Origin of the sequence: Paenibacillus sp. 203, assembly GCF_037027525.1 — a bacterium.
In the GTDB taxonomy this organism is placed as follows: Bacteria; Bacillota; Bacilli; order Paenibacillales; family Paenibacillaceae; genus Paenibacillus; species Paenibacillus polymyxa_B.
Genome location: NZ_JAXCHD010000003.1, coordinates 567,337 through 589,302, shown reverse-complemented (window position 1 = coordinate 589,302; position 21,966 = coordinate 567,337). Strand labels below are relative to the sequence as shown.

The window sequence follows — 21,966 nt, the reverse complement described above, 5'->3', positions numbered from 1 at the left end:
GTGTGATAAAATGCCAATATACCAAACATCCTATGTTTGATAAATAAATGTTGGAGGAGTTAACCTATGCTTCAGAAAACAAATCGACTAACGCTGGTTGAGCAAGTTGCACTGCAAATGGAAAGTTTGATCGAATCCGGTAAGTGGGTTGTCGGGATGCGCATTCCGGCCGAGCCGAAGTTGATGACTGAATTGAATGTTAGCCGCAATACATTAAGGGAAGCCATTCGGGCATTAATACATGCGGGACTCTTGAAGACGAAACAAGGTGACGGAACTTACGTCTGCTCTTCAAGTGTTTTGGGGGTCGTATTGCAAAAACGCATTTTGCACTCCGATACGCTGCAAACGTTAGAAGTCCGGCATGCTCTCGAACGTGAGGGAGCACATCTGGCTGCGCAACGCAGAACGAGCGACGAGGCGAATGAACTTCTTCTCCAACTTGAACGCTGCGAGGCGGCGGCAGCACTCGGTGACATTGATGGCTTTGTAACGGAGGATATTCGTCTTCACCAAAGCATCGTCGCTGCATCTCACAATGAAATATTGATCGAATTATACGACCATATCGCTGAAGCAGCGCAAGATTCGATTACAAGCTTGACTCGTTATGAAGTCGGTGCGGATTTCTTGGAAATGCACCGGCAACTGGTCGAAGCGATTGTCGATCAGGACGCCGATCGTGCTGTGGCAGCGGTTCACCGTTATATTGCGGAATCGCAAGCTGTTCTCGACGTCAAAGGAGGGAAACAGCCGTGAGCGTACAAAGCGATACGAAGGCAACGATGGTGAAGAAGTCGTTGTCGTCGAGTTGGCCGATCATCATCGGCATCGTCCTGATCTCACTGACCATGCGATCACCGCTAACCTCGGTAGGCCCGTTGCTTGGCTCGATTCGCGATTCCCTCGGACTGTCGAATGCTGGGGCAGGTCTGCTCACAACTTTGCCGATGCTTGCTTTCGCGCTTCTTTCACCGTTCGCGCCTATTTTGGCACGCCGCTTCGGGGTGGAAAGGACCATGCTTTATGCGTTGGTCCTGCTCATGGCGGGTATCGCTATCCGCTCATTGACTGCAACAGCTTCTTTGTTTGTAGGCACCGCTTTGCTAGGGCTCGCGATTGCGGTGTGCAACGTGCTCATTCCGAGTCTGGTTAAACGGGATCTCTCTCGTCAAGTCGGCCTCATGACAGGAGTGTACTCCGTGTCGATGAATTTATGCGGGGCGATCGCTTCCGGTGTAAGTGTTCCGCTCGCACGTAATCTCGGTTTCGGTTGGAATGGCGCGCTAGGCATCTGGGGCGCACTTGCTCTGTTGGCCGCGCTATTCTGGTTACCTCAGGCTCGAGCGAGTCACGCGTCTTCCAGGACGACAACAGGCGGTGCGTCAGCACGTCGAAGTCTGTGGCGTTCACCGCTGGCATTGATGATTACAATTTTTATGGGGATGCAGTCTCTCATTTTCTATGTTTTGGTCGCTTGGTTGCCTGAAATCATGACAAGCCGGGGCTTGAGTGAAGACAGCGCCGGTTGGATGCTATCGCTGTTTCAAATCGCTGCGCTGCCCGTAGCGTTCATCGTGCCGATCGTTGCGGGACGCATGAAGAACCAACGTTTACTGGTCATCATAATGACTATCCTGTTGTTTGTCTCATTGGGAGGCCTTTACTTCGGCGGAAATGCTTTCATTTCGTTATGGACAATTTTACTCGGAATTGGTGGGGGATTTGCGTTCAGCTTGGCCATGATCTTTTTAAGCTTGCGGACGAAAGATGCCCACGATGCAGTTTCTTTGTCGGGCATGTCGCAATCCGTTGGATATTTGCTGGCAGCAACTGGACCGATCTTATTTGGTTTACTCCATGACATCACGGCAAGTTGGAGCCTCCCTCTGTTATTGTTGCTTGTCGTTAGCGCTCTGTTGTTCATATCTGGATTGGTCGCCTCAAAAAATCACACGGTATAAGGGGTAGTACCACATACCCATCAAGTTAAAATTTTCGAATACCCCCAAAACGAAAAAAAGCTAACCTTTATTTAAAAGGTTTTTTCGTTTTGGGGATATATTAATTTCTTAGCTTGATGGCTATGGGGTAGTACCAGCGTTGCTGATACTACCCGCAAATGTATGTGAAAATATGTAATGAAAAAGATAGCGGGTGTCCTTTTGTCGAGAAATACATCGGTCAACGCAGCTTCAGGCAAATGTCCAGAGATGATTTTCCTTAGCCAGGTTGGCTCACTCGTCGACACCCGTACGAGGCAGTCAGCACAGTCTGAGAAGGGAAGCGGCAGGAACGGAGCGATGCGGGCTGAGGGGTCTGCCGTATATTTCAAAGTGACAGCCACGTCACGAAGTCCGGTCGTACAATAACCCAATCTAGGTCGCTCCGTTGCACCGTACGCCCGGCAATGGCCTTGTCCTTGATCGTCTTCGAGAAGATGCGCCGGTGAATGCGTATTGCCCACCGATTGACTGCGGAAAGTTCTTTCCCGTTGCTCAGACCAATGCCGCTCTGCATGACTAGGCGCTTAACTCCAGCACGCTGGCTGGCCGCAAGAATATTCGGGATTCCCTCCGACATGACGGTACCCGGCGAGAAGTTACTGGTTGGACCTATGCAACTGATAACCACATCTGTATCAGCAATGGCTTTGGCCATACTCGACGCGTCGAATACATCCCCCCTGGGCCAAAAACATCGAAGAAGCTCCCCTATGCACCTACAGAAGAGGAGCTTAAACGCTACGATGCGGTTTGGCAAGCAAAGAACTTCCAAGACATGATGATCGCCAAGACGCTGCTATATACCGGGGGTCGGGTAAGCGAGCTGATCAATATCAAGTTGACCGATGTTGATTTCCACTACTGCCAAATCCGGATTAATAAGGGCGAGGGTAGCAAGAATCGCATTGTCCCATTCCTTCAATCGTTTAAGGGAATGCTGGCCATGCACGCCAATTGAAAAAGAAACAGGAGGTTTATCTGTTCCAATCATCATGGAAGAAAAATATATGGATCGGGAAATAAGATAGATATTGGCCAAATATTTCGGAAGAAGTCGGTCTTGTACAAAACTTGTCACCTCACAAGCTGCGACATTTCCTGTTGACTTGGCTTAAAAAGCAGGGCATCGATGACGCACTCATACAGCCTTATTCCGGTCACGAAAGCCGTAAGTCGTTAGAGGTCTATTCAAAGCTGGCGATCACTGATGCCCAGCAGGAGTACAACGAGGTTATTAATAAGTTTCCCATATAATAACATCTACTTTGCGGGTGGTGTCAGCTTCACTGGTACTAACCCATGAAGAGCATTTTTTTACCCTTTTATCGCATGAACTTACCATTGAGAATGATGAGGGTCGTGTTTTATTATCATTACAACAACAGCTCCTTTTACAAAATAAGTATTCTGATTGAGCAATTTTTTATCCTGATGAAAGGTTCAATCCGTTATGAGAGGTCACAGGGGAGCTTTTTCTTATTGAAGGGGGGGCGGGAAGTGGTGACTGCGGGGGCCATATCCCTCTTGTGAGATAGGCAAATGAGAACAGTTTTTTTAGAACAAAAAAGAAAGCGGTTACAATCGTAGAAGGCTAATAAAGAATATCATTTCACTGTTTTCAAATTTTTTTTTAAATCGGGAGGTATAGAAATGAAAATGAAATCAAACGCGATACTGAGAATTGTTCCAGCTATTCTTGCAGGCGTGATTGCCCTTACCGGTTGCAGTGGCAATACATCAACATCTTCTGAATCAGGTGAAAGCGTAACTGGAAAAACAGTAAACCTTACGATGTCCGCTTGGGGAAACCCGGCTGAACTAAAGATTTATCAAAAAGGAATCGATGCCTACACCAAAAAACATCCAAACGTAAAAATAAAACTGATACCGGTGGCAAGCGACGGGTATGAGCAGAAACTATTGACACAGCTGCAAGGAGGTAATGCGCCGGACGTATTCTATGTCGGGGATGCTACGATGGTCAAGTTAGTACAAAACGGTACCCTTGCTAACTTGGGCGAATTTATGAAAACGGACAATAGCTACGTCAAACCGGATGAGTATGCAGACGGCTTATGGGGAGCTGCAAAAGATGGCGACAAAATATATGGTATTACAATGGACTGTAGTCCATTGGTAATGTACTACAACAAAAAGATGTTTAAAGATTTGGCAATTAAGACGCCTCAAGAATATTTTGATGAAGGCAAGTGGAACTGGGCGGCTTTTGATGAAGTAACAAAGAAGTTAAAAGACGCCGGCAAACAAGGATTTATTGGTGAAACCTGGACAATGGAAACCTGGATTTGGTCAAACGGAGGTCTCTCCTATGATGACCAAGGAAACTACGTAATGGATCAAAATCAAAAGGCTCGTGAAGCCATCCAATTTGTAAACGACTTAAGGGAAAAAGGACAAATTAAATACGCCGGCTCTCTTCCAAAGGGGCAAGGATTAGATGCCATGTTTATGTCCAATCAAGTGGGAATTGTAGCAGCAGGGCGATGGTTAACCCCAATGTTCAGCCAGGCGAAAAATATGGAATTTGATTACATTTATTGGCCATCCAACACAAACAACAAAATGGAGCCAGTACAAGTTCCCATAGCCTTCTTTGCCGTAAACAAAAAGTCTAAAGAACAGGAAGAAGCAATGAAGTTTGTGACTTTCTATGGATCAAAAGAAGGCCAAAAGGCACGGCTTGCCGGAAACAGCAGTGCGGTTCCGTCGGTTAGCGGTATTGACGATATCGTAACAAGCGACAAAACGATAGAGCATTCTCAATATTTACTTGATGCGCGTGAAAAAGGTTATGCCAACGGTTCCCTTAAGTATTTCAAAGGGCGTATTCCCGGTTTAAGCGAAAGAGTAAACGAACAATACGATTTGTTGCTATTGGGAAAACAAGATGTGGACACAACAATCAATAATATTACAGTAGAAACGAATAAACTAACAAAGGAGCACGAAACGAACAAATAATTACACAAAATTAAGGAGAGGGAAAGTGAGAAACCGATCCCTTTCTCTATTTCGATTTTAAATGGAGGGTGAGTCATGCGAAATCGTCAAAGGACGTTAGCGGGATATCTTTTTGTTTCCCCGCAATTAATCGGTCTGCTTGTCTTCTCTTTGCTCCCGGTTGTTTATGCTCTTGTGTTAAGTTTCATGAACTGGGATGGGTTTGGCGCAAGAACCTTTGTTGGTTTCGAAAATTTTGCGAACCAGTTTAACAATCCTGATTTTTGGATTGCAATGAAAAATACAGTCTATTATATGATATTCGTAATTCCGTCAAGCATTTTTCTATCCCTGTTCCTGGCAGTTGGCCTGAATAAAGTGAGGGGGAAGGAACTTTATCGGGTATTTTACTTCATGCCTGTAGTAACAAGCTCTGTTTCTATCGGGGTTATTTGGATGTGGATATTAAATGGTGATTTTGGGGTCTTGAATCTTCTTCTTTCGCATATCGGAATTAACGGGCCTGATTGGCTGACCGATACGCATTGGGTTATTCCTTCTATCGCTATGCTAAGTATTTGGTGGGGACTTGGCAACAACATGGTTATCTTCCTTGCCGGATTACAGGGGATTTCAAGAAGCTATTATGAAGCTGCTGAAATTGATGGAGCTTCACGTTTTAAACAGTTTTTGAACATTACTTTGCCATTGCTTTCACCAACAACTTTTTTTATTGCCATTATGTCTGTTATCGGCTCCTTTCAAGTATTTGACCAGGCCTTCGTAATGACGAATGGCGGGCCGGCTAAAGCAAGTTATACTCTCGTGTACCATATTTATCAACAAGGCTTTATTGACTTTAAAATGGGACAGAGCGCTGCTTCAGCAATGATTTTGTTTGTCATTATTCTGATCTTCACTCTTATCCAATTTAAAATGTCAAAAAGGTGGGTTCACTATGGCGAATGACGTTATGAGAAATGTTGATAAGAATGTTATTCCAGTCATACAGAAAAAGGTAAAGAAAAATATTAAGCTGTCTCAAATTATTCTTCACGCTGTATTAACTCTTGGAGCAATGATAATGATTTTTCCCTTTCTGTGGACTGTAAGCAGTTCACTGAAAGATATGTCACAAATTTTTCTTGTGCCTCCGGCATGGATCCCTCACCCCATTAAATGGTCAAATTATATAGATTCCTTGACCGCGATGCCGTTCGGAAGGGCTTACTGGAACAGTTTCTACATTACGACCGTGTCTGTGTCGGCTACATTGCTTACGGCCTCAATGGCAGCCTATGCATTTGCCAAAATCCGTTTCCCCGGTGCCAATCTTATATTTATTCTTTTCTTGTCGACCATGATGATTCCAAAACAAGTAACGATGATTCCCTTGTATATCATTATGACGAAAATTGGGTGGCTTGACTCCCACTTATCCTTGATTGTTCCAGGCGCCTTATTTAATGCATTTGCTGTATTCTTATTACGGCAATTTATGATGGGTATTCCGAAAGAATTGGAAGAGGCAGCGATCATCGATGGGGCAGGCAGCTTTAAGATCTACTGGAGGATCATTATGCCGTTGATTCGTCCGGCCCTAGCAGCTGTTGGAATTTTCGTCTTTTTAGGTTCTTGGAATAACTTCCTCGATGCCTTAATTTTCTTAAATACACCAGAGAAATTTACAGTACCGTTGTTACTCAATACGTTTAAAGGCCTGTATATAGCAGACTGGTCATTAATGATGGCCGGAACGACAATCTCTGTTATCCCAGTATTGATTATTTATATTGTAGCCCAAAAGCAAATTATTGAAGGAGTCACGCTTACAGGCATTAAATAAATTATGTTTTGGGAGGATTAACAAATGCGAAAAATTACTTTTATCGGAGCGGGTAGTACCATTTTTACGAAAAATGTATTAGGTGATTGTATGATGGTATCCGCCCTTGATGGGTTTGAGTTTGCTCTGTACGACATCGACGAAAAACGCTTAAAAGAATCCGAAACCATGCTAACCAACCTAAGAGATCGTTACAATCAGACAATCACAATTAAAGCCTATATGAATAGGCGAGAAGCGTTAGAAGGAGCTAAATACGTGATTAATGCTATTCAAGTGGGCGGGTATAAACCAAGCACCGTGATTGATTTCGAAATTCCCAAAAAATATGGCCTTCGTCAAACGATTGCTGACACCATCGGGATTGGCGGCATATTTAGAGGATTGAGAACCATACCTGTATTATTTGAGATTTCAAGGGATATTGAAGATGTATGCCCTGACGCCTGGTTTTTAAATTATACGAATCCCATGGCCTCCTTAACGGGTGCGATGCTGAGGTATACGAATGTCAAAACCGTTGGATTATGCCACAGCGTTCAAGTTTGCACAAAGGAACTCTTTAAGGCATTAGACATGGATCCTGATGGATTAGAAGAAAAAATCGCAGGAATTAACCATATGGCTTGGCTGCTCGAAGTGAAAAAGGATGGTAAAGATTTATATCCTGAGATTAAACGGCGGGCTTTGCAGAAGCAGATGTCCAAACATCATGATATGGTTCGTTTCGAGCTTATGGATAAATTCGGATATTATGTTACAGAATCCTCCGAACATAATGCAGAATATCATCCTTACTTTATAAAGCGCAGCTATCCTGAACTGATTGAAAAATTCAACATACCACTAGATGAATATCCGCGTCGCTGTGAAAATCAAATACGCGATTGGGAACAAATGAGAGAAACTCTTACAACAAACACGAATCTTGTTCACGAACGTTCAAAAGAATATGGCTCCAGAATTATCGAAGCTATGGAAACCAATAACTCCTTTAAGTTTGCGGGCAATGTTTTGAATTCAGGCGGGCTCATTAGTAATTTACCCCGTAAAGCTATTGTAGAGGTACCGTGTATCGCTGATCGCAGCGGAATTACTCCTTGTTATATAGGGGAATTGCCTGAGCAGCTTGCTGCATTGAATCGAACCAACATTAATACCCAACTACTAACCATTGAGGCGGCCGTCACCAAGAAAAAAGAGTATGTATACCAGGCAGCCATGCTGGACCCGCATACAGCTGCAGAATTATCTCTGGATGATATCATTTCCTTATGTGATGACTTAATCGAAGCACACGGAGAATGGCTGCCCACCTTTGAAGATCGGAATTATTTTACTTCCACTTGTTAATGTGTGATTAATAAAAAATGAATAATGTGTGTCACGGAACCGAATCGAAGCACGATTCGTTCCGAAAATAACAGGCTTAGGACTATAACCAGCCGACATCATTGAACGAAGACGGGACGGACATGCTGATCGAATCGGGAAGGTTATCCTTGTACCATTCTTCCTGAAAACCAATGCCTGAATCGCCGTCTTGCTTCTCCCACGATATGGGCCAGTATGGCCTGGTTGTAGAAAAAGTTATTGACAATTCCGTTGCATATTATCCTAAATTCACCAGTATAATAGAAGTTTTCTAAAAGTCCAAACTGCTGCATACGAGGCAAGTATTTTTATATGTCAATCGATTGACATGCCAATCGATTGACATATAAAATGGGAGCTATACTTTTACTTTTAATTTGGGGAGGAGAGCCATGTTTAATTTAGATGAAAAAATCACCTTTCATAACAAAAATAATGATCTGTTAGCAATCGGAGAGATTCTTGTCGATCTGATATCAACCGATTATAATGAGGACTCCTTGAGCAATAGTTATCAAAAGTATTTTGGGGGATCACCCTCTAATATCGTGATGAATGCAAAAAAACTTGGAATTCGTTCGGTGGTAGCATCAGCGATCGGGGATGATGGATTAGGAAATTTTCTTTTGAAACAGCTCCAAAACGCCGGAATGAATACCGATTGCATTCAAACAGTACATGAGGCGACAAGCATGGTAATGCTGACGAAAAGCAAATCGACACCAATACCGATTTTCTATAGAGGGGCTGATTATCAACTGGTCTACACCTCAAAACTTGAACAGTACCTAAAAGATTCTAAAGTATTGCATTTTTCCTGCTGGCCAATCTCCAAATATCCTGTCCGCCAGACAATCGAGAGAGCAATCGAAATTGCAAAAGAAAACGGTGTGCTCGTTTGCTTTGACCCTAATTATCATAAAAGGCTTTGGGAAAAAGGCGAGGATGGGATCAGCTACGTTCAATCCATTATTGCAAAGAGCGATATTCTAAAACCATCTGAGGATGATGCTGAGCGCTTATTTGGCAGTGACTTACCCGAACGATACATCGAGAAGTTTCTTGAACTCGGAGCTAAATTAGTTATATTGACCATGGGCAAGAAAGGAGCGCTTGTGTCCAACGGCAGCTCAATCGAAAAATTCCCTTCATTAGCCACAGACGTGATAGATACTACAGGAGCTGGAGATGCTTTTTGGTCAGGGTTCTATGCTGGGATTATAAAAGGTCATACGATTCGTGAATCCCTTCGTATGGGGTTTGCTACAAGTGCTTACAAATTACAATTTACCGGTGCCGTCATAGACTTGCCCAAACTTGAAGTCATTAGCTCCTTATACCGAATTTAGGAGGAACAAACATGCCATTAAAAAATCAAGTACAATTGATTACATACCCTGACTCGCTTGGCGGAAATTTAAAAACGTTAAAGAATGTACTCAATTCACATTTTTCGGAAATTTTTAAGGGTGGTGTACATATCCTCCCTCCGTTCCCTTCTTCAGGCGACAGGGGTTTTGCTCCGATTACCTATCTTGAAATTGACCCCTCATTTGGAACGTGGGATGATATCCGTGAAATAGGAGAACGTTTCGATATCCTAGTTGACTTTATGGTTAATCATATTTCACAGAAATCGGAATACTTTCAAGACTTTCTAAGATACGGTCGTAACTCAAAATATTCAGACCTATTCCTCACCTTAGATAAACTCTGGGATGATGGGATCCCCGTACAAAAAGATATAGACAAGATGTTCTTGCGCAAGCCACAGCCATACTCAACTTTTCAAATTCAAGAGAGCGACACATATGAAAAAGTATGGACTACGTTCGGAAAGACGGATCCTTCTGAACAAATTGATTTAGATATCCGTTCGGAAATGACAAAACAGATCCTCACCTTATTCTTCGAAAATTTTAAAAAATACAATGTCAAAATTGTTCGCTTGGATGCGGTGGGATACGTTATTAAGAAACTGGGAACTAGTTGTTTTTTCGTTGAACCAGAAATTTATGATTTTCTTGGTTGGATCAAGGATCTTGCTGAATCATTAGAGATTGAACTGCTTCCAGAAGTACACTCACATCACTCCATTCAGTATAAATTAGCAGAACATGGTTACTGGATTTACGACTTTATTTTACCCTACCGCATTCTGCAAGCCATTATAAACCAGTCTAGCGTAGCTCTCTGCGACTACTTGAAGACCCGTCCCGCCAAGCAGTTCACGATGCTTGACTGCCATGACGGCATCCCAGTTAAGCCTGATTTGGACGGACTAATTAATACCACAGAGGCACAAGAACTCGTGAACATCTGTTTGGATAGAGGCTCCAATCTCAGCTTAATTCTATCGGATGAGCATAAAGGGGAGGACGGGTTCGATGTGCATCAGATTCGCTGTACCTACTACTCCGTACTTAATTGCGATGATGATTCTTACCTTGCTGCAAGAGCCATTCAATTTTTTGCACCCGGAATTCCACAAGTGTATTATGTAGGGCTGCTTGCCGGAGAAAATGACTATGAGCGTGTTGAGGAAACCGGTGATGGCCGTGAAATTAACCGTCACAACTACACTCTTGAAGAAATCGAGCAATCGCTTCAAAAAGAAGTTGTACAGCGGCTTCTGAAGCTCATTCAATTCCGTAACGATTATGAGGCATTTAACGGAGAGTTTAAAGTAAAGGAATCATCAACAGAAGAAATTAGATTGCGTTGGGATCATAATGGGAAGTACTGCGAACTTCTTATTGATCTTATAACCAAGCGAACCACTATCCAATACATTGATGAGAATAGCAACTTGATTGAATATTTCGTCTGATTAACGAAAGAGATGCAGAGGACAATATACGATGTAGCGAAGAGAGCGAGAGTGTCAGTCACTACCGTTTTTCGAGTACTAAACAACGAGGATACATCAGCAAGGGAACCCGGCAAAAAGTTTATCAAACTATCGAAGAAATTAACTATCAACCCAACGAACTTGTTTGCTCTTTATTGAGTAAGCAATTCAATGTCATCGGCTTGATCATTCCTAATGTTCCTCATCCCTTTTTCGGTGAGTTTACCTTTGCAGTATAGCATTATGCATCCTTGTTCGTATGCATAATGCTCTTGTGTAACTCACAGTTGGATCCGGTCAAAGAGCAGAAATCTTTAAAATTGATGAAAAGGAACCAGGTAAACGGCATCATAATGTGAAGCCATCATTGGATACAGAGATTTATCGTAATTTGAAGTATCCAATCGTAACAGTAGATCCCCTAATCGATGGTTTTCCATTTGTTGCACGGATAATGAGCAAGTAGGCTGGTTAGCCGCTGAATTGCTCATTAGCAAAGGCTGCCGAAAGATTGTCCATATTTGCGGAAATCAATCTTTAGATAGCTTTCCAACCTCAGGACCAAGGGATTCAAAAATGCTGTAAAAAGTGCACACATCGAAACCATCGTTCTTGAAACTAAGATGGATGCTTTTGATCAAGAGGAATACGAAAATATAATATCAAATATGTTCGCGGCGCACCATCTGGAGGGTGTTTTCGTCACCAGCGACATTATCGCAACGCATGTAATCAACAAGTGTAGACAGTTGGGTAAAGATATTCCTGTTCAAATTAAAATTGTTAGGTACGACGACGTTAGCATAGCGTCTTGGCTTTGCCCGGGCATAACAACGATCAAACAGCCGATTGAGGATATGTGACAAAAGGCAGTGAATTTAATCCAAAAACAAATGAATTTAGAGCCGATTTCCCAGAGGAATGTTTATCTAGTGGAGTTGGTAGAGCGAGGGACAACTTTATCTGACATAAAAGTACGCGATTTGCGTGCTTTTTTTATATTTCCTAAAACAATAAGCAGCCAAGACTCAAAAAATCGCGATTGGCTGCTTGTAATACAAATGGCTAAGGTTTATGTAAACGGGCAACTTGTCGTCGAGCATGTGGGCGGATTCACGCCGTTCGAAGCCGAGATCAACTCGCTGGTTCGAGCCAACAAAAATTGCCTTACGGTAGCGGTAAACAATATTGTAGATGAAACCACGCTTCCAATGGAAAATTACAGCGAGATGGAAGTGCCGAGGAGAGGAAAAATTTTCAAAAACAGCCCTTATTTTGATTTCTTCAATTATGCAGGAATTCACAGGCCGGTTAAGATTTACACAACCCCTAGAACGGCCTACGTCTAGGATAAAAATATTGATACGGCGGGAATCAAAGGCCAGGCTCAGGTCAAGGTTACTTGTGTGGATCAGTCTGGAGCATTTCGCTAAGAGTGTGAGGGGACTTACGGTACCATCCCTATCCACAACGCGAAACTATGGGAACTGCTGAATGATTTCCTCTATCATCTTAAGCTTCAAATCATGCAGGACGAACAAGTCATCGATATAAATGAGCAGCCATTCGGCATCAGGATGGTAGAAGTGAGGGACGGCAAATTCCTAATAACAAACCGTTTTATTTCAAAGGGTTTGCAAACATGAGGACACTCCTATGAACGGCCGGGGGGGGGGGGATGAAGCCATCAACGTGATGGATTTCCTGCTGATGAACTGGATCTGATCCAATTCTTTCCAGACAGCGCATTATCCATATTCGGAGGAGATCATGCGTTTAGCCATAAGGAGGGGATTGTGGTCATCGACGAAACTCCCACCGTAGATTTGCATCTGAGTTTTAATATTACTCCAAAGCGAGGCCCTTACAGAGCGGGGAAAGCACCAACTTACTCTATTCAGAAAGCAAGGGAGCTATTTAGTGTGCAGGCTAGGGATATATCTATTCAAAGTAGAAAGAGAATAGAGGCTATGGTATTAAATTTATCTTTGAGATGAGATCATTTATATTTTCTTTGCCCGATGATTAAGTTAAACCGGTTGCTAGAATCATTGTTGTTGAACGGTATCAAACCAGCCACTTATATTACCTCAGTGTTTAGATCTTTGATTACGTATTTACAAAGAAGATGTGTGCCTAGCAAGTTTCAGTTTCAGGACAACTGGAGTGCCGACGCTTGATGCATATAACGCACTACTAGGGAACGTAGATGGTTAGCATTGGACCTCCTTATGAAATTTAAAACTGTAATCAGATAAGTGCTATTGATCAATCTATATATCATAGGATGACAGGATCACGCTGTATGGACATCAATTGATTAACTGATGTTGAAAGGATGATATATTTGAAAGCATTACAACTGAATAGTATTACGGAAACAACCATGTGTTCTTTTTGTTGGGGAGATTTGGCCGAAATATTCGATAAAAACAGACACAATTTAGTCGAGGATGCTGGGTATGAAGTGCAGATTGCAGAACTAGGGGATTCGAACATATGCGAAGTATGCAGTCAGAAGATCAACAGTCACGAAGATTATTATATTGTAACTGTTGATGATGCTGATTTGATGAAAGTGGTCGATGAAATTTCAAAGCTTATTGGTGGTTGTGAACATTGCGAAGGAAGTGAAAGAGGGCATCTGGCCCATAACTATAATAAAGATTTAGGTCCAGATGAAGCGGAAATGGATGTCTCCGGAGAATCACTGAGTAGTTATTTAAGTGATCAGGGTGTATCAGACAATTACATTGCGCTATTTGCGGGTTATGTTAATTGTCCTCGTTGCGGGAGTGGTCGAGATGCTGATCCACGTGATGATCCAAATGCTCAGGGGCTCGATGTAGACTCAGAAATCTTCACTGTGAATGATGTGAACTTTTTTTGGGGTGATGATTTCTATGATGAATCCGCCTTACATCATTACTGCAGTTTCACAAGTAGCTATGGATTTGACGTTAAGCATGAGGACTTAACTGAATTCGGTAAATTTCTGATTAAACATCCAACTATGGGCACCAAGCATCCTGTTGGTGATATGTTTTTTCAAGCTATTAAGCTCCATAAACAAGAAGGCCAAGGAATGAGGCTTAAACCGACATTGGATAACGGAATGCTGCTGTATCGCGGTCGAAGTCGTAAAGAGGATTCGACGGAACAATACCCAGCGTCAAAAATGTGGTCGCCACCCGAAGGAAATGCCAACCATGGACGCTACAATGCGATCGGTGTACCGGTATTATATCTTACAAATGACCTAGAGGCTGTACCGTATGAGATCCATACAGCAGACGACGAAGTAATCGATATAGCAAGCTTTGAAATAAAAAAGGAACTGCTACTTTTTGATATTGGGGTTTTCGATCAGGGCTTTGAAGGCTTCTTTGAAGATAGTCGAGCTGATTCTCGGTTGTTAAAACACCGATATTTATTACCAAACTTTATCGGGGCAAGCTGCAGTCTGGTTGAGTATGACGGAGTGAATTATACTGGTGTGCGAGAGGCTGGACCTTATACTAACTATGCACTATTTACTCAGGAAGAGGACCGTGATGTCGGAATTATCGATAAAGTTAAAACATACAAGCAAACGATTGTAAGAACAATAAATGTTATTGAATCTATTCCTGAAGAAAATGAAGAAATAGTTGTGAATCCGGAAAAAAATGCGGAACTGCCATTCTAATTATTCAAGTAGTGACTATCAATAGGAAAAAAGCTGCCTTCTGAACAGTAACCAGGGCAATCTGTGTACACATAGGAGAATGAAATGCTGCTGTTACACTTATTTTTTTTCACGAAGAGAAGAAAATGATCGCGTTAAAAGTCGCCTAAAAGGGGCCTTTATGCTTTAACGATACAAGTTCTTGTCCCTAGCCGAGGACAAGAACTTGATTCCTTCCCGTAAAGGACTAGCGTTTCCAGTAGACTATTCTTAATCACACCCAAAACCGGTGATGAAGGAGAGAAAACAACGAAAACGCCTAAACGCCCTACACAGCTGTATCGATTTGTAGACGTAGAAATCAACCATTCCATCTATCACACCAAAGCGAAAGCAAAAAGAGTCCAATTTTGTGACGTATTATTTTAATCTAATACTCATCTTAATATTGATTGGTTCTTATTTAGAAACATGGGGGAGCATACAAATTGACGTCAATAAAAGATTAAATTATATTTAAACGTATACCTATACTGGTCTTGGCGAGTATGAATCCAGACTTTCTATTTATAGTTGTACATGGGTCAGATGAGGATGGGCAGCGGATGATCCGATCTCAACTGGAGAGTAATCCTGCGTGGAAATCCTTACAAGCTGTAAGTTCTGGACAACTTCATATTCTTCCGCCCTCAATGTTCGTTACGACTCCGGGTTTGAACATTAGTGAATCCCTGTAGTATATGCGTACACTCGTATATCCTTCTACAGCTCATGCAAAACCATGAGTCGGGGTGGTCAAGAACCAAGACAAGGCGTATAACGCTGTTGATAGTTCTGTTTATTCTTGCAGGCTCTAGTATTGTGCTCAGTCTGATGTTTGGCGCCGTCAAGGTTGGATTTTCCGAGGTTACCTCCATTGTGGCAGGAAACCATCAGGCCCCATCTCATTCGATAATATGGAATATTCGTCTGCCCAGAGTATTGATCGCTGGGCTCGTGGGAATGGGGATGGCTCTATCCGGTACTATTCTTCAGGGCGTGCTATGTAATCCGATGGCTGATCCACATGTGATTGGGGTATATCAGGTGCAGGCATCATCCTGGTCTATCCCGAACATCGGGAATGGCTTGTTCCAGCAGCTTTTGTCGGAGCCGTTAGTGCCGGTACTATGAATTATCTCTTAGCATGGAAGAACGGATATTGAGAAAGTGGTTAATAGGTCTAACGTTGTTTTAGTGTATTTATTTTACGGCGTATATAAAGAGGGGATATTTTAAACAGCTTTAATAAGTCGAGTTAGGAGCGTCGAATTTAAAAAATAGAAACAAGCGATCAGGCTTGTTTCTCCACTGATACACTGGTCCATTCAGAACAACCACTCAAATACAGTTAAACTCACAGTATAAGTAAGGTTTGAATCGAATAGAAGAACAAATGCGAGGAATTGGAGTAAAGGGACTGATTGAAGAAGATGACCATGACGTAGTAGATGAACTTCTTACCACAGTAAATAAGTTAATGAAATAAAAAAATGTTTATGATGCAGATCCAGAGAACAGTTGTGATGTTCAATATTTTGTCAAGCTGTCAACACAGGAAAATGTCCGTCTGCAATCCGCCAAGGTGAACGGTTGCCGCTAACTTTTGGAGCTAATATACACTAGAAGAACAGTTACTCTGTACAGGGTCAGAATAATATGTACAAATTAGATATTGAAATGTAAATAGTGAATAGAAAGGAGGCATTCCTTAGGAATTCTTCCAACAAATAACGAATGAATTTTACAATTGTTCGTAGCAAAAATTCTTTAAGAAATTAATTATAATGTGCTATATATAACTAATAAATATCAATCCTACAATTCATGAAATAAAAAGAACTCATTTTTGTTAATGAGTTCTTTTTATTTCATGATGCACTCTCTTTTTTCTTTTGTTTGTTTTTCTTAGTTGATGGATTTGAGAGAAGATTGATACTCGTTTGAAGAGCCTCCATTAAATCAATAATATGGTGAGACTCATTCTTTTCTGAATCTATTTGAATTACTTCTTGCCCAGAAATTTTAGATTGGATTAACGACTGCATCCGAACTTGTCCAACATTTGTAAAATGGGATTCCACAGTTTTAGAAGAAGAGAGGTTCTTTATTAACTGCTGAGCTAACTGTAATTGATCCGAATCGATTTGTGCTTCGCTCGGCAAATTCGGTATACGTTCAGAAGGACGTATTTCATTTGGATAGTACATCGTAGACAATTGGATAAATGATCCGTTCATCGGTTTAAGTATACAAAGTTTAGTGCTTGATCTTATCGTTATTTTAGCAACTGCTACACGTTTAGTCACTTCCAATGCCTTAGTAAAAAGACTGTATGCGTCTGTGTAGTTGGCTTCTGGACCAAGGTAGTAAACCTTTTGTGAAAACATTAAATCAACTGATGCCTCTTTAATGAATTGAATAATATTTATTTTTTTTGAATCGTCATGTAATTGCTCCAATTCCTCTTTTTCAAAAATCAAAAACTGGTTATTATCTAATTTGTATCCCTTGATTACATCTTCTGAACTCAGCTTTTTTTCACAACTTGAACAATAACGTTGAGTCTTAATTGTACCATGGCACCCTTTATGTAGTAATTGAAGTGAAATTTCTTTCTCCTCAGTTGCTGCATATAACTTGACAGGGATATGTACCAAACCAAACCCGATTACACCTTTCCAAATGGTATGCATTAGTAATAACCTCCCAATATTCTTAATGGAGATTATTCCCTTTTCGATAATAAATAAACCGCTTAACCTAGTTGGTTAAGCGGTTTATTTATTATCGAAAATCTGAGAAACCAGTAATTGAATTTTAATTAATTCAGAGCTATTCATATCGAATAATTTTGTATGCAATTGATTTAACAATTGATCTTTCTTATTCTTTTCATTCTTTATGTACTTGGTATATAAAAACAGGTCTAAAACTTGAACATCAAGCGCGTCTGCAATCTTTTGCAGGTTTAGTAATGTAATATTTTTTTCTGCGCGCTCAAGACCACCAATGTAAGAAAAATGAAACCCTGCCTTCTCACCAAGTTCCTCTTGTGAGAATCCTTTTTTTGTCCTAAGTTCACGTACCCGTTTGCCAACTGCCACCAATATCGGTTCCTTCATTGCTACACCTCAGACTCAGTGTATACAAACTGTGAAGGTGAATACATTAGTGTATATGAGTCAAATCGACTAAATGATATGTTTACGTATCAATTGCAAAAAAATTGTCCATACTCGAATTGAGGTGATGAAATGAGTCATAAAAAGAAGGAATTAGGAATTGGAATGGCCGCCGTTACTGGACAAGGATTAAAATTTGCAGACTTGTGTTACAGTAGCAAAATACTAATGAAATATCAGCATTTTGAGGATGCACAAAAAAACGGAGAGTGGAAGATCCCCGTTCTATTTCTTGAGAAAAATCTTGAAGTTTTAATCATAGTTAATTTTGATTTTGTTGACTTAGCATATGTTATTGATAAAAGAATTTCAGTAAACGAGCAAGTACTTGATGCTTATTATGAAGCAATTAGAAATCTAAGAGCCCAGTTAAAATTGGCTAAGCAAATGCTTAGGTAATACCTAAATATTAATTGGTTTTGTTGGCTAATTTAACAGGCGGTAAATCATGCAAAGTAATATTTAGCAGCGCTTGTATCGACGTATCAAGTACTTGTGCAATTTTAAATAGGGTATGAATCTGAACATGGTGTTTGCCACTTTCTATATTGCTAACCGCCGTTCGAGATAGGTCAACAGCTAACCCTAATTGTGTTTGAGTCATCCTCAAAAGTTTTCTTTTACATCTAATGTTAAAACCTATGATTCTGTACAAATCCATTGCGATCGTCTCCCCTCATTTTTCTAACACTTTTCTCTATGAATCTACTTTATTAGTCTATCTAATTTATCGAAATTATATACTGTACAAAAAGATAATAATGAAGTTGGTATTAAAAAATAAGTATGAGATCTAATGAGAAGATAGTATTCGCCATATTTTGTGTTAGGTCTATTTATTTCTCAGATGGAGTAGAGGAAGTATAAGTATCTGATATAAACATGACTGAAAAAGTCTGTAACATGTTGAACGATGCATATAATACTGCCTGCCAAGATGAGCTTCATGATTCGTTTAACAAATATAAAGTACAAATAAACTAGATAAAATTTCAACTTTTAGAAAACGCAAGATTCTAAATTTATGAATGCAAATAAATATTCATGATAAATTGTTAGGAGGTTGCATGAATGAGTATAAAGAATGTATACAAATTCCACTTGCAGCTGCTAGAGATTTATGAAAAAAATCAAATCTTACCTAATCCGTATCGCAAAGAAATTAACTATTATTATCGGCAACTCAATTTCTTTTGTGAGAATACGATGCAGAGGATTTTTGTATTGAATCAATTAATAAAAATATATGAAAAATCGAGACATACACAAATTCGATGGTGTTCTCATAAATACTATTCAAACCATTTAGAAGAATAGAATGAAGAATATATCCTATATTTAAAAATAGTTCGTTTAAAATGTTTATTATTCAGGAATTAGGAAATAAAAGTCTTGAAAGGTGATGATAATGATGCACACACCAAATATCGTACCCCGGAGTTCTAAATACGGTAATAATTATTGGAGTTCACTCGGACCTAAAGTGGGTATGAGGGAGGTTACACTTTATAGTGATCTGGAATTTGACCATTGGATACGAGTTGAAACTACGCCTGGTGTGGAAACTTATTGTGAACAATATCCTAAAATCAGCTATGTTTTTAATGGTGAGCTACATACAAGTATTTTTGATATGTGGGTTCAGATGAAAAATGGAACTGTAAAATGTTGTGAGGTTAAATATGAATCCGAGTTAAATGCCGAAAATCCACGTAACTCTCGAACATTGAAACAAATAGAGGCACAGAAAATTTGGTGCAATAATAATGGAATTTTGCATGAAATTGTTACAGACAAAGATCTAAGAAAGAACCACTTAGAGTTGGAAAATAGATTAAAGATTATTTCCGTCGTGAAAAATAACGCCCAACCTAAATGTACCGAGGAGATCATGAAAATTTTAACTTCTGAGCGACTAAGCTTAAAAACATTGACTGAGCAGTCCAATATTCCCTTTAAAGATATTCACGATGCATGTATATGGCTTTTTTACAGAGGAGTTATTGATGTAAATATTGATGAATGTATTATTTCCATGCAAACGGAGGTGCGGTTGAATGAGTCGAGTGAAAGTTTTTGATAGAGACGGCTTGTCACAAACTCAAAGGGATCGTGACCTTTGGTTTAAAGTAGATGAGACGTTGCTTAACGAAGAGAAAAGAATATTATTTCTAAAGCGAAAAGAAGCAATCGATCTTTATGTAAACAATGAGAAGAGTCTGAAGGAAATCTTTTCATGCACGGGTATCGATCGTAGAAATCTAATACGTTTATATAATCGTTGTATTTCTTTCGATGAAAATGGTCTTCCATGGGGGTATAGAGCCCTGATACCGGGCAAAAATATAAAAAAATATGAATTAGACCCACTATCTAAAAAAAGTAATGAATCAAGAAAAACAGGGGAATTCAATTTATTACTTGATAAATATCCACAAATTAGAGATGAAATAGATGATCTGTTTTTTGGTCGAAAAAAAAAGTTAACTGAACCGGTTATGAAACCTAAATACATACATAAAAAATTTGTGGATAGATGCAAAGAAGCGGGTATTTCTAGAAGTTCTTATCCATTTAACACTGATACTTTGGGGTATAGAGCGCTTTGTAGATATTTAGAGAACCTTAGGGATATTCACTTTGGCAAGGCTGCTTCGCGATTCGGACATGATGCTGAACAAAAAGCTAAAAATTCGGGGATAGGCCAACAGAATTATCCTCAAAATATCACCCCTTATCAAAAGGTTGAGTTTGATGGCCATAGAATTGACGGTATTTTTGTCATAAAGGTGAAAACATTGGAAGGAGATGACGCAGTTTTAACTTTAGACAGACTTTGGCTATTGAGTTTTACAGACCGCGCAACTCGAAACGTTATTGGAAGACCTCACATTTGTCTTAACAAGGAGTATAACGCAAGTGATGTAATGATTGCTGCCAAAAAAGCGATTATTCCATTTAAGAAAAAGAATTTAACAATAGACGGTCTGTCATATCAGCCAACAGGGGGATACCCATCTGAACAATTTCCTGAGATTGAATGGGCGGTATGGGATGTCATTTATTTTGACAATGCCAAATCTCATCTTGCTCAAATGGTTAGGGAACGCTTAAGCAATTTAATAGGATGTACAACTTGTATTGGTGCAGTTGATAGGCCAATGAGACGTTCTTTCATTGAAAGATTTCATAATACCTTTACTTCCAGTAGTATTCAACGGATGGCAAATACCACCGGAAGTCATCCAAAAGATCCCCGTAGAAAAGATCCTGAAAAAATGGCAATCCGTTATGAAATAACATTTGAACATTTAGAGGAAATCGTCGATGTTGTTATTTCAAATTATAATGGCACTCCACACGGGGCATTGTTTTATAATTCACCACTTGAAGCACTGGAGCAAAGACTCAAGAAAGGAATGAAACCCAGATTGTTAAATGAATCAAAGCGTACAGAATTTTTGTTTACACAAGTCGAACAACCTAGAACTATTCGAGGTAGTATTTCCTCGGGAAAGCGTCCTTACATCGAATATATGGGAGTTGAATACCGTAATGAATTACTAGTAAAATCTGCTCATTTAATTGGTACAAAGGTTAATGTACACATAAATGTAGATGATCTTCGTACGATCAGAGTGTTTCTCCCCGATGGTAGTGAGTTTGGAGAGCTCGTTGCGGCTGGTAAATGGTCATTAACACCGCATACTTTACAGATACGAAAAGCCATTAATCTGCTAAAAAAGAATAAACTCATTCATTTTACACAGTGGGACGACCCGATTTTTGTTTACCATGAATATTTAATCGCAAAAGAAACGGAAAAGAAGAAAGGCTCAGGAAATCGAATAGCGAAAGTCCAGCAAGTTATTCGACAAGCAGAAGAAGAAAGTAATTCCCCAAATCAAAATAAGTTATTAGCTCAAGAACATAAAAATTTAGCAGAACTAGATAAAGCAAGAGAATTACAAGAAAAGATTCAGGCCCAAAAAACATCAACCTCTACAAAAAGGTACAAAACCATTACTTATTAGAAA

The 21,966-nt window shown here is 40.2% G+C and carries 24 protein-coding genes; 19 read left to right on the top strand and 5 right to left on the bottom strand.

Going from position 1 to position 21,966, the window contains the following annotated elements; all coding sequences use genetic code 11:
- Positions 1 to 66 precede the first annotated feature (66 nt).
- Both WA407_RS09125 and WA407_RS09120 read left to right on the top strand, forming a co-directional pair.
- Positions 67 to 759, top strand: coding sequence for a FadR/GntR family transcriptional regulator (locus WA407_RS09125; protein WP_044645853.1), 693 nt, complete (start codon positions 67 to 69; stop codon positions 757 to 759).
- Positions 756 to 1,964, top strand: a complete 1,209-nt coding sequence (locus WA407_RS09120; RefSeq protein ID WP_336077183.1) for a CynX/NimT family MFS transporter — start codon at positions 756 to 758, stop codon at positions 1,962 to 1,964. Before WA407_RS09125 ends, WA407_RS09120 begins: the two co-directional genes overlap by 4 nt.
- A 367-nt stretch (positions 1,965 to 2,331) precedes the next feature.
- Here the strand turns inward: WA407_RS09120 and WA407_RS09115 are convergent, their stop codons facing one another.
- Positions 2,332 to 2,661 carry an NAD(P)H-binding protein gene (locus tag WA407_RS09115; RefSeq protein ID WP_254325637.1) on the bottom strand — a complete coding sequence of 110 codons (330 nt, stop codon included), beginning with the start codon at positions 2,659 to 2,661 and terminating at the stop codon, positions 2,332 to 2,334.
- Between the two features lie 120 nt (positions 2,662 to 2,781).
- On the opposite strand from WA407_RS09115, the gene WA407_RS09110 reads away from it, so the two are divergent.
- The 6 genes from WA407_RS09110 to WA407_RS09085 all read left to right on the top strand — a co-directional run bounded on the left by WA407_RS09110 (position 2,782) and on the right by WA407_RS09085 (position 8,166).
- A complete protein-coding gene (locus WA407_RS09110) occupies positions 2,782 to 2,964 on the top strand; it encodes a tyrosine-type recombinase/integrase (RefSeq protein ID WP_336077182.1) in 183 nt (60 codons plus the stop codon).
- Positions 2,965 to 3,077: 113 nt separating this feature from the next.
- Positions 3,078 to 3,260: a tyrosine-type recombinase/integrase gene (locus tag WA407_RS09105; RefSeq protein ID WP_336077181.1), complete on the top strand. Its 183-nt coding sequence runs from the start codon at positions 3,078 to 3,080 to the stop codon at positions 3,258 to 3,260.
- A gap of 396 nt (positions 3,261 to 3,656) precedes the next feature.
- Positions 3,657 to 4,988: an ABC transporter substrate-binding protein gene (locus tag WA407_RS09100; RefSeq protein WP_336077180.1), complete on the top strand. Its 1,332-nt coding sequence runs from the start codon at positions 3,657 to 3,659 to the stop codon at positions 4,986 to 4,988.
- 75 nt (positions 4,989 to 5,063) lie between these two features.
- Complete coding sequence (locus tag WA407_RS09095; protein ID WP_044645832.1) at positions 5,064 to 5,936, top strand: carbohydrate ABC transporter permease; 873 nt, start codon at positions 5,064 to 5,066, stop codon at positions 5,934 to 5,936.
- A gap of 109 nt (positions 5,937 to 6,045) precedes the next feature.
- Entirely contained in the window at positions 6,046 to 6,813 is a 768-nt protein-coding gene (locus WA407_RS09090) for a carbohydrate ABC transporter permease (RefSeq protein ID WP_254325704.1), read from the top strand.
- Between the two features lie 24 nt (positions 6,814 to 6,837).
- The gene (locus WA407_RS09085) at positions 6,838 to 8,166 is read left to right on the top strand and encodes an alpha-glucosidase/alpha-galactosidase (protein ID WP_336077179.1); all 1,329 of its coding nucleotides are present in this window, start codon (positions 6,838 to 6,840) and stop codon (positions 8,164 to 8,166) included.
- Between the two features lie 82 nt (positions 8,167 to 8,248).
- Here the strand turns inward: WA407_RS09085 and WA407_RS09080 are convergent, their stop codons facing one another.
- A complete protein-coding gene (locus WA407_RS09080; protein WP_336077178.1) occupies positions 8,249 to 8,413 on the bottom strand; it encodes a hypothetical protein in 165 nt (54 codons plus the stop codon).
- Positions 8,414 to 8,579: 166 nt separating this feature from the next.
- Between WA407_RS09080 and WA407_RS09075 the strand changes: the two genes are divergently transcribed.
- The 8 genes from WA407_RS09075 to WA407_RS09045 all read left to right on the top strand — a co-directional run bounded on the left by WA407_RS09075 (position 8,580) and on the right by WA407_RS09045 (position 15,878).
- Positions 8,580 to 9,536: a carbohydrate kinase family protein gene (locus WA407_RS09075; protein WP_336077177.1), complete on the top strand. Its 957-nt coding sequence runs from the start codon at positions 8,580 to 8,582 to the stop codon at positions 9,534 to 9,536.
- Between the two features lie 11 nt (positions 9,537 to 9,547).
- Positions 9,548 to 11,017: a sucrose phosphorylase gene (gene gtfA, locus WA407_RS09070; RefSeq protein WP_336077176.1), complete on the top strand. Its 1,470-nt coding sequence runs from the start codon at positions 9,548 to 9,550 to the stop codon at positions 11,015 to 11,017.
- Between the two features lie 12 nt (positions 11,018 to 11,029).
- On the top strand, positions 11,030 to 11,197 hold the full coding sequence (locus tag WA407_RS26730; RefSeq protein ID WP_442952027.1) for a LacI family DNA-binding transcriptional regulator: 168 nt from the start codon (positions 11,030 to 11,032) through the stop codon (positions 11,195 to 11,197).
- A 437-nt stretch (positions 11,198 to 11,634) separates the two neighbouring features.
- A complete protein-coding gene (locus tag WA407_RS09065; protein WP_336077221.1) occupies positions 11,635 to 11,901 on the top strand; it encodes a substrate-binding domain-containing protein in 267 nt (88 codons plus the stop codon).
- A gap of 30 nt (positions 11,902 to 11,931) precedes the next feature.
- Complete coding sequence (locus WA407_RS09060; protein ID WP_336077175.1) at positions 11,932 to 12,387, top strand: sugar-binding domain-containing protein; 456 nt, start codon at positions 11,932 to 11,934, stop codon at positions 12,385 to 12,387.
- 108 nt (positions 12,388 to 12,495) lie between these two features.
- Positions 12,496 to 12,684: a hypothetical protein gene (locus tag WA407_RS09055; protein WP_336077220.1), complete on the top strand. Its 189-nt coding sequence runs from the start codon at positions 12,496 to 12,498 to the stop codon at positions 12,682 to 12,684.
- Positions 12,685 to 13,385: 701 nt separating this feature from the next.
- Positions 13,386 to 14,726, top strand: a complete 1,341-nt coding sequence (locus WA407_RS09050) for a hypothetical protein (protein WP_336077174.1) — start codon at positions 13,386 to 13,388, stop codon at positions 14,724 to 14,726.
- Between the two features lie 804 nt (positions 14,727 to 15,530).
- Positions 15,531 to 15,878 (top strand): iron chelate uptake ABC transporter family permease subunit, encoded by a 348-nt coding sequence (locus WA407_RS09045; protein WP_336077173.1) that lies wholly within the window; start codon positions 15,531 to 15,533, stop codon positions 15,876 to 15,878.
- Between the two features lie 737 nt (positions 15,879 to 16,615).
- Here WA407_RS09045 and ku read toward each other — a convergent pair.
- Positions 16,616 to 17,440: a non-homologous end joining protein Ku gene (gene ku / locus WA407_RS09040; RefSeq protein WP_044645787.1), complete on the bottom strand. Its 825-nt coding sequence runs from the start codon at positions 17,438 to 17,440 to the stop codon at positions 16,616 to 16,618.
- Positions 17,441 to 17,524: 84 nt separating this feature from the next.
- Positions 17,525 to 17,851, bottom strand: a complete 327-nt coding sequence (locus WA407_RS09035) for a helix-turn-helix domain-containing protein (protein ID WP_235322430.1) — start codon at positions 17,849 to 17,851, stop codon at positions 17,525 to 17,527.
- Between the two features lie 150 nt (positions 17,852 to 18,001).
- Between WA407_RS09035 and WA407_RS09030 the strand changes: the two genes are divergently transcribed.
- On the top strand, positions 18,002 to 18,328 hold the full coding sequence (locus tag WA407_RS09030) for a hypothetical protein (RefSeq protein ID WP_044645786.1): 327 nt from the start codon (positions 18,002 to 18,004) through the stop codon (positions 18,326 to 18,328).
- A 10-nt stretch (positions 18,329 to 18,338) separates the two neighbouring features.
- Here the strand turns inward: WA407_RS09030 and WA407_RS09025 are convergent, their stop codons facing one another.
- Positions 18,339 to 18,590 carry a helix-turn-helix transcriptional regulator gene (locus WA407_RS09025; protein WP_044645785.1) on the bottom strand — a complete coding sequence of 84 codons (252 nt, stop codon included), beginning with the start codon at positions 18,588 to 18,590 and terminating at the stop codon, positions 18,339 to 18,341.
- Positions 18,591 to 19,340: 750 nt separating this feature from the next.
- Between WA407_RS09025 and WA407_RS09020 the strand changes: the two genes are divergently transcribed.
- Together WA407_RS09020 and WA407_RS09015 are read left to right on the top strand one after the other, a co-directional pair.
- The gene (locus WA407_RS09020) at positions 19,341 to 20,009 is read left to right on the top strand and encodes a TnsA endonuclease N-terminal domain-containing protein (protein ID WP_336077172.1); all 669 of its coding nucleotides are present in this window, start codon (positions 19,341 to 19,343) and stop codon (positions 20,007 to 20,009) included.
- Entirely contained in the window at positions 19,987 to 21,963 is a 1,977-nt protein-coding gene (locus tag WA407_RS09015; protein ID WP_336077171.1) for a hypothetical protein, read from the top strand. Before WA407_RS09020 ends, WA407_RS09015 begins: the two co-directional genes overlap by 23 nt.
- Positions 21,964 to 21,966: the final 3 nt, after the last annotated feature.

What these genes read in the sequence shown, in the direction of transcription:
- WA407_RS09115 (WP_254325637.1), bottom strand. Translation starts at nt 2,661, where the DNA reads ATGGCCAAAGCCATTGCTGATACAGATGTGGTTATCAGTTGCATAGGT.
- WA407_RS09025 (WP_044645785.1), bottom strand. Translation starts at nt 18,590, where the DNA reads ATGGATTTGTACAGAATCATAGGTTTTAACATTAGATGTAAAAGAAAA.
- WA407_RS09100 (WP_336077180.1), top strand. Translation starts at nt 3,657, where the DNA reads ATGAAAATGAAATCAAACGCGATACTGAGAATTGTTCCAGCTATTCTT.
- WA407_RS09125 (WP_044645853.1), top strand. Translation starts at nt 67, where the DNA reads ATGCTTCAGAAAACAAATCGACTAACGCTGGTTGAGCAAGTTGCACTG.
- WA407_RS09060 (WP_336077175.1), top strand. Translation starts at nt 11,932, where the DNA reads ATGAATTTAGAGCCGATTTCCCAGAGGAATGTTTATCTAGTGGAGTTG.
- WA407_RS09090 (WP_254325704.1), top strand. Translation starts at nt 6,046, where the DNA reads ATGATAATGATTTTTCCCTTTCTGTGGACTGTAAGCAGTTCACTGAAA.
- WA407_RS09095 (WP_044645832.1), top strand. Translation starts at nt 5,064, where the DNA reads ATGCGAAATCGTCAAAGGACGTTAGCGGGATATCTTTTTGTTTCCCCG.
- WA407_RS09085 (WP_336077179.1), top strand. Translation starts at nt 6,838, where the DNA reads ATGCGAAAAATTACTTTTATCGGAGCGGGTAGTACCATTTTTACGAAA.
- WA407_RS09015 (WP_336077171.1), top strand. Translation starts at nt 19,987, where the DNA reads ATGAGTCGAGTGAAAGTTTTTGATAGAGACGGCTTGTCACAAACTCAA.
- WA407_RS09110 (WP_336077182.1), top strand. Translation starts at nt 2,782, where the DNA reads ATGATGATCGCCAAGACGCTGCTATATACCGGGGGTCGGGTAAGCGAG.
- WA407_RS09020 (WP_336077172.1), top strand. Translation starts at nt 19,341, where the DNA reads ATGCACACACCAAATATCGTACCCCGGAGTTCTAAATACGGTAATAAT.
- WA407_RS09030 (WP_044645786.1), top strand. Translation starts at nt 18,002, where the DNA reads ATGAGTCATAAAAAGAAGGAATTAGGAATTGGAATGGCCGCCGTTACT.
- gtfA (WP_336077176.1), top strand. Translation starts at nt 9,548, where the DNA reads ATGCCATTAAAAAATCAAGTACAATTGATTACATACCCTGACTCGCTT.
- ku (WP_044645787.1), bottom strand. Translation starts at nt 17,440, where the DNA reads ATGCATACCATTTGGAAAGGTGTAATCGGGTTTGGTTTGGTACATATC.
- WA407_RS09075 (WP_336077177.1), top strand. Translation starts at nt 8,580, where the DNA reads ATGTTTAATTTAGATGAAAAAATCACCTTTCATAACAAAAATAATGAT.
- WA407_RS26730 (WP_442952027.1), top strand. Translation starts at nt 11,030, where the DNA reads ATGCAGAGGACAATATACGATGTAGCGAAGAGAGCGAGAGTGTCAGTC.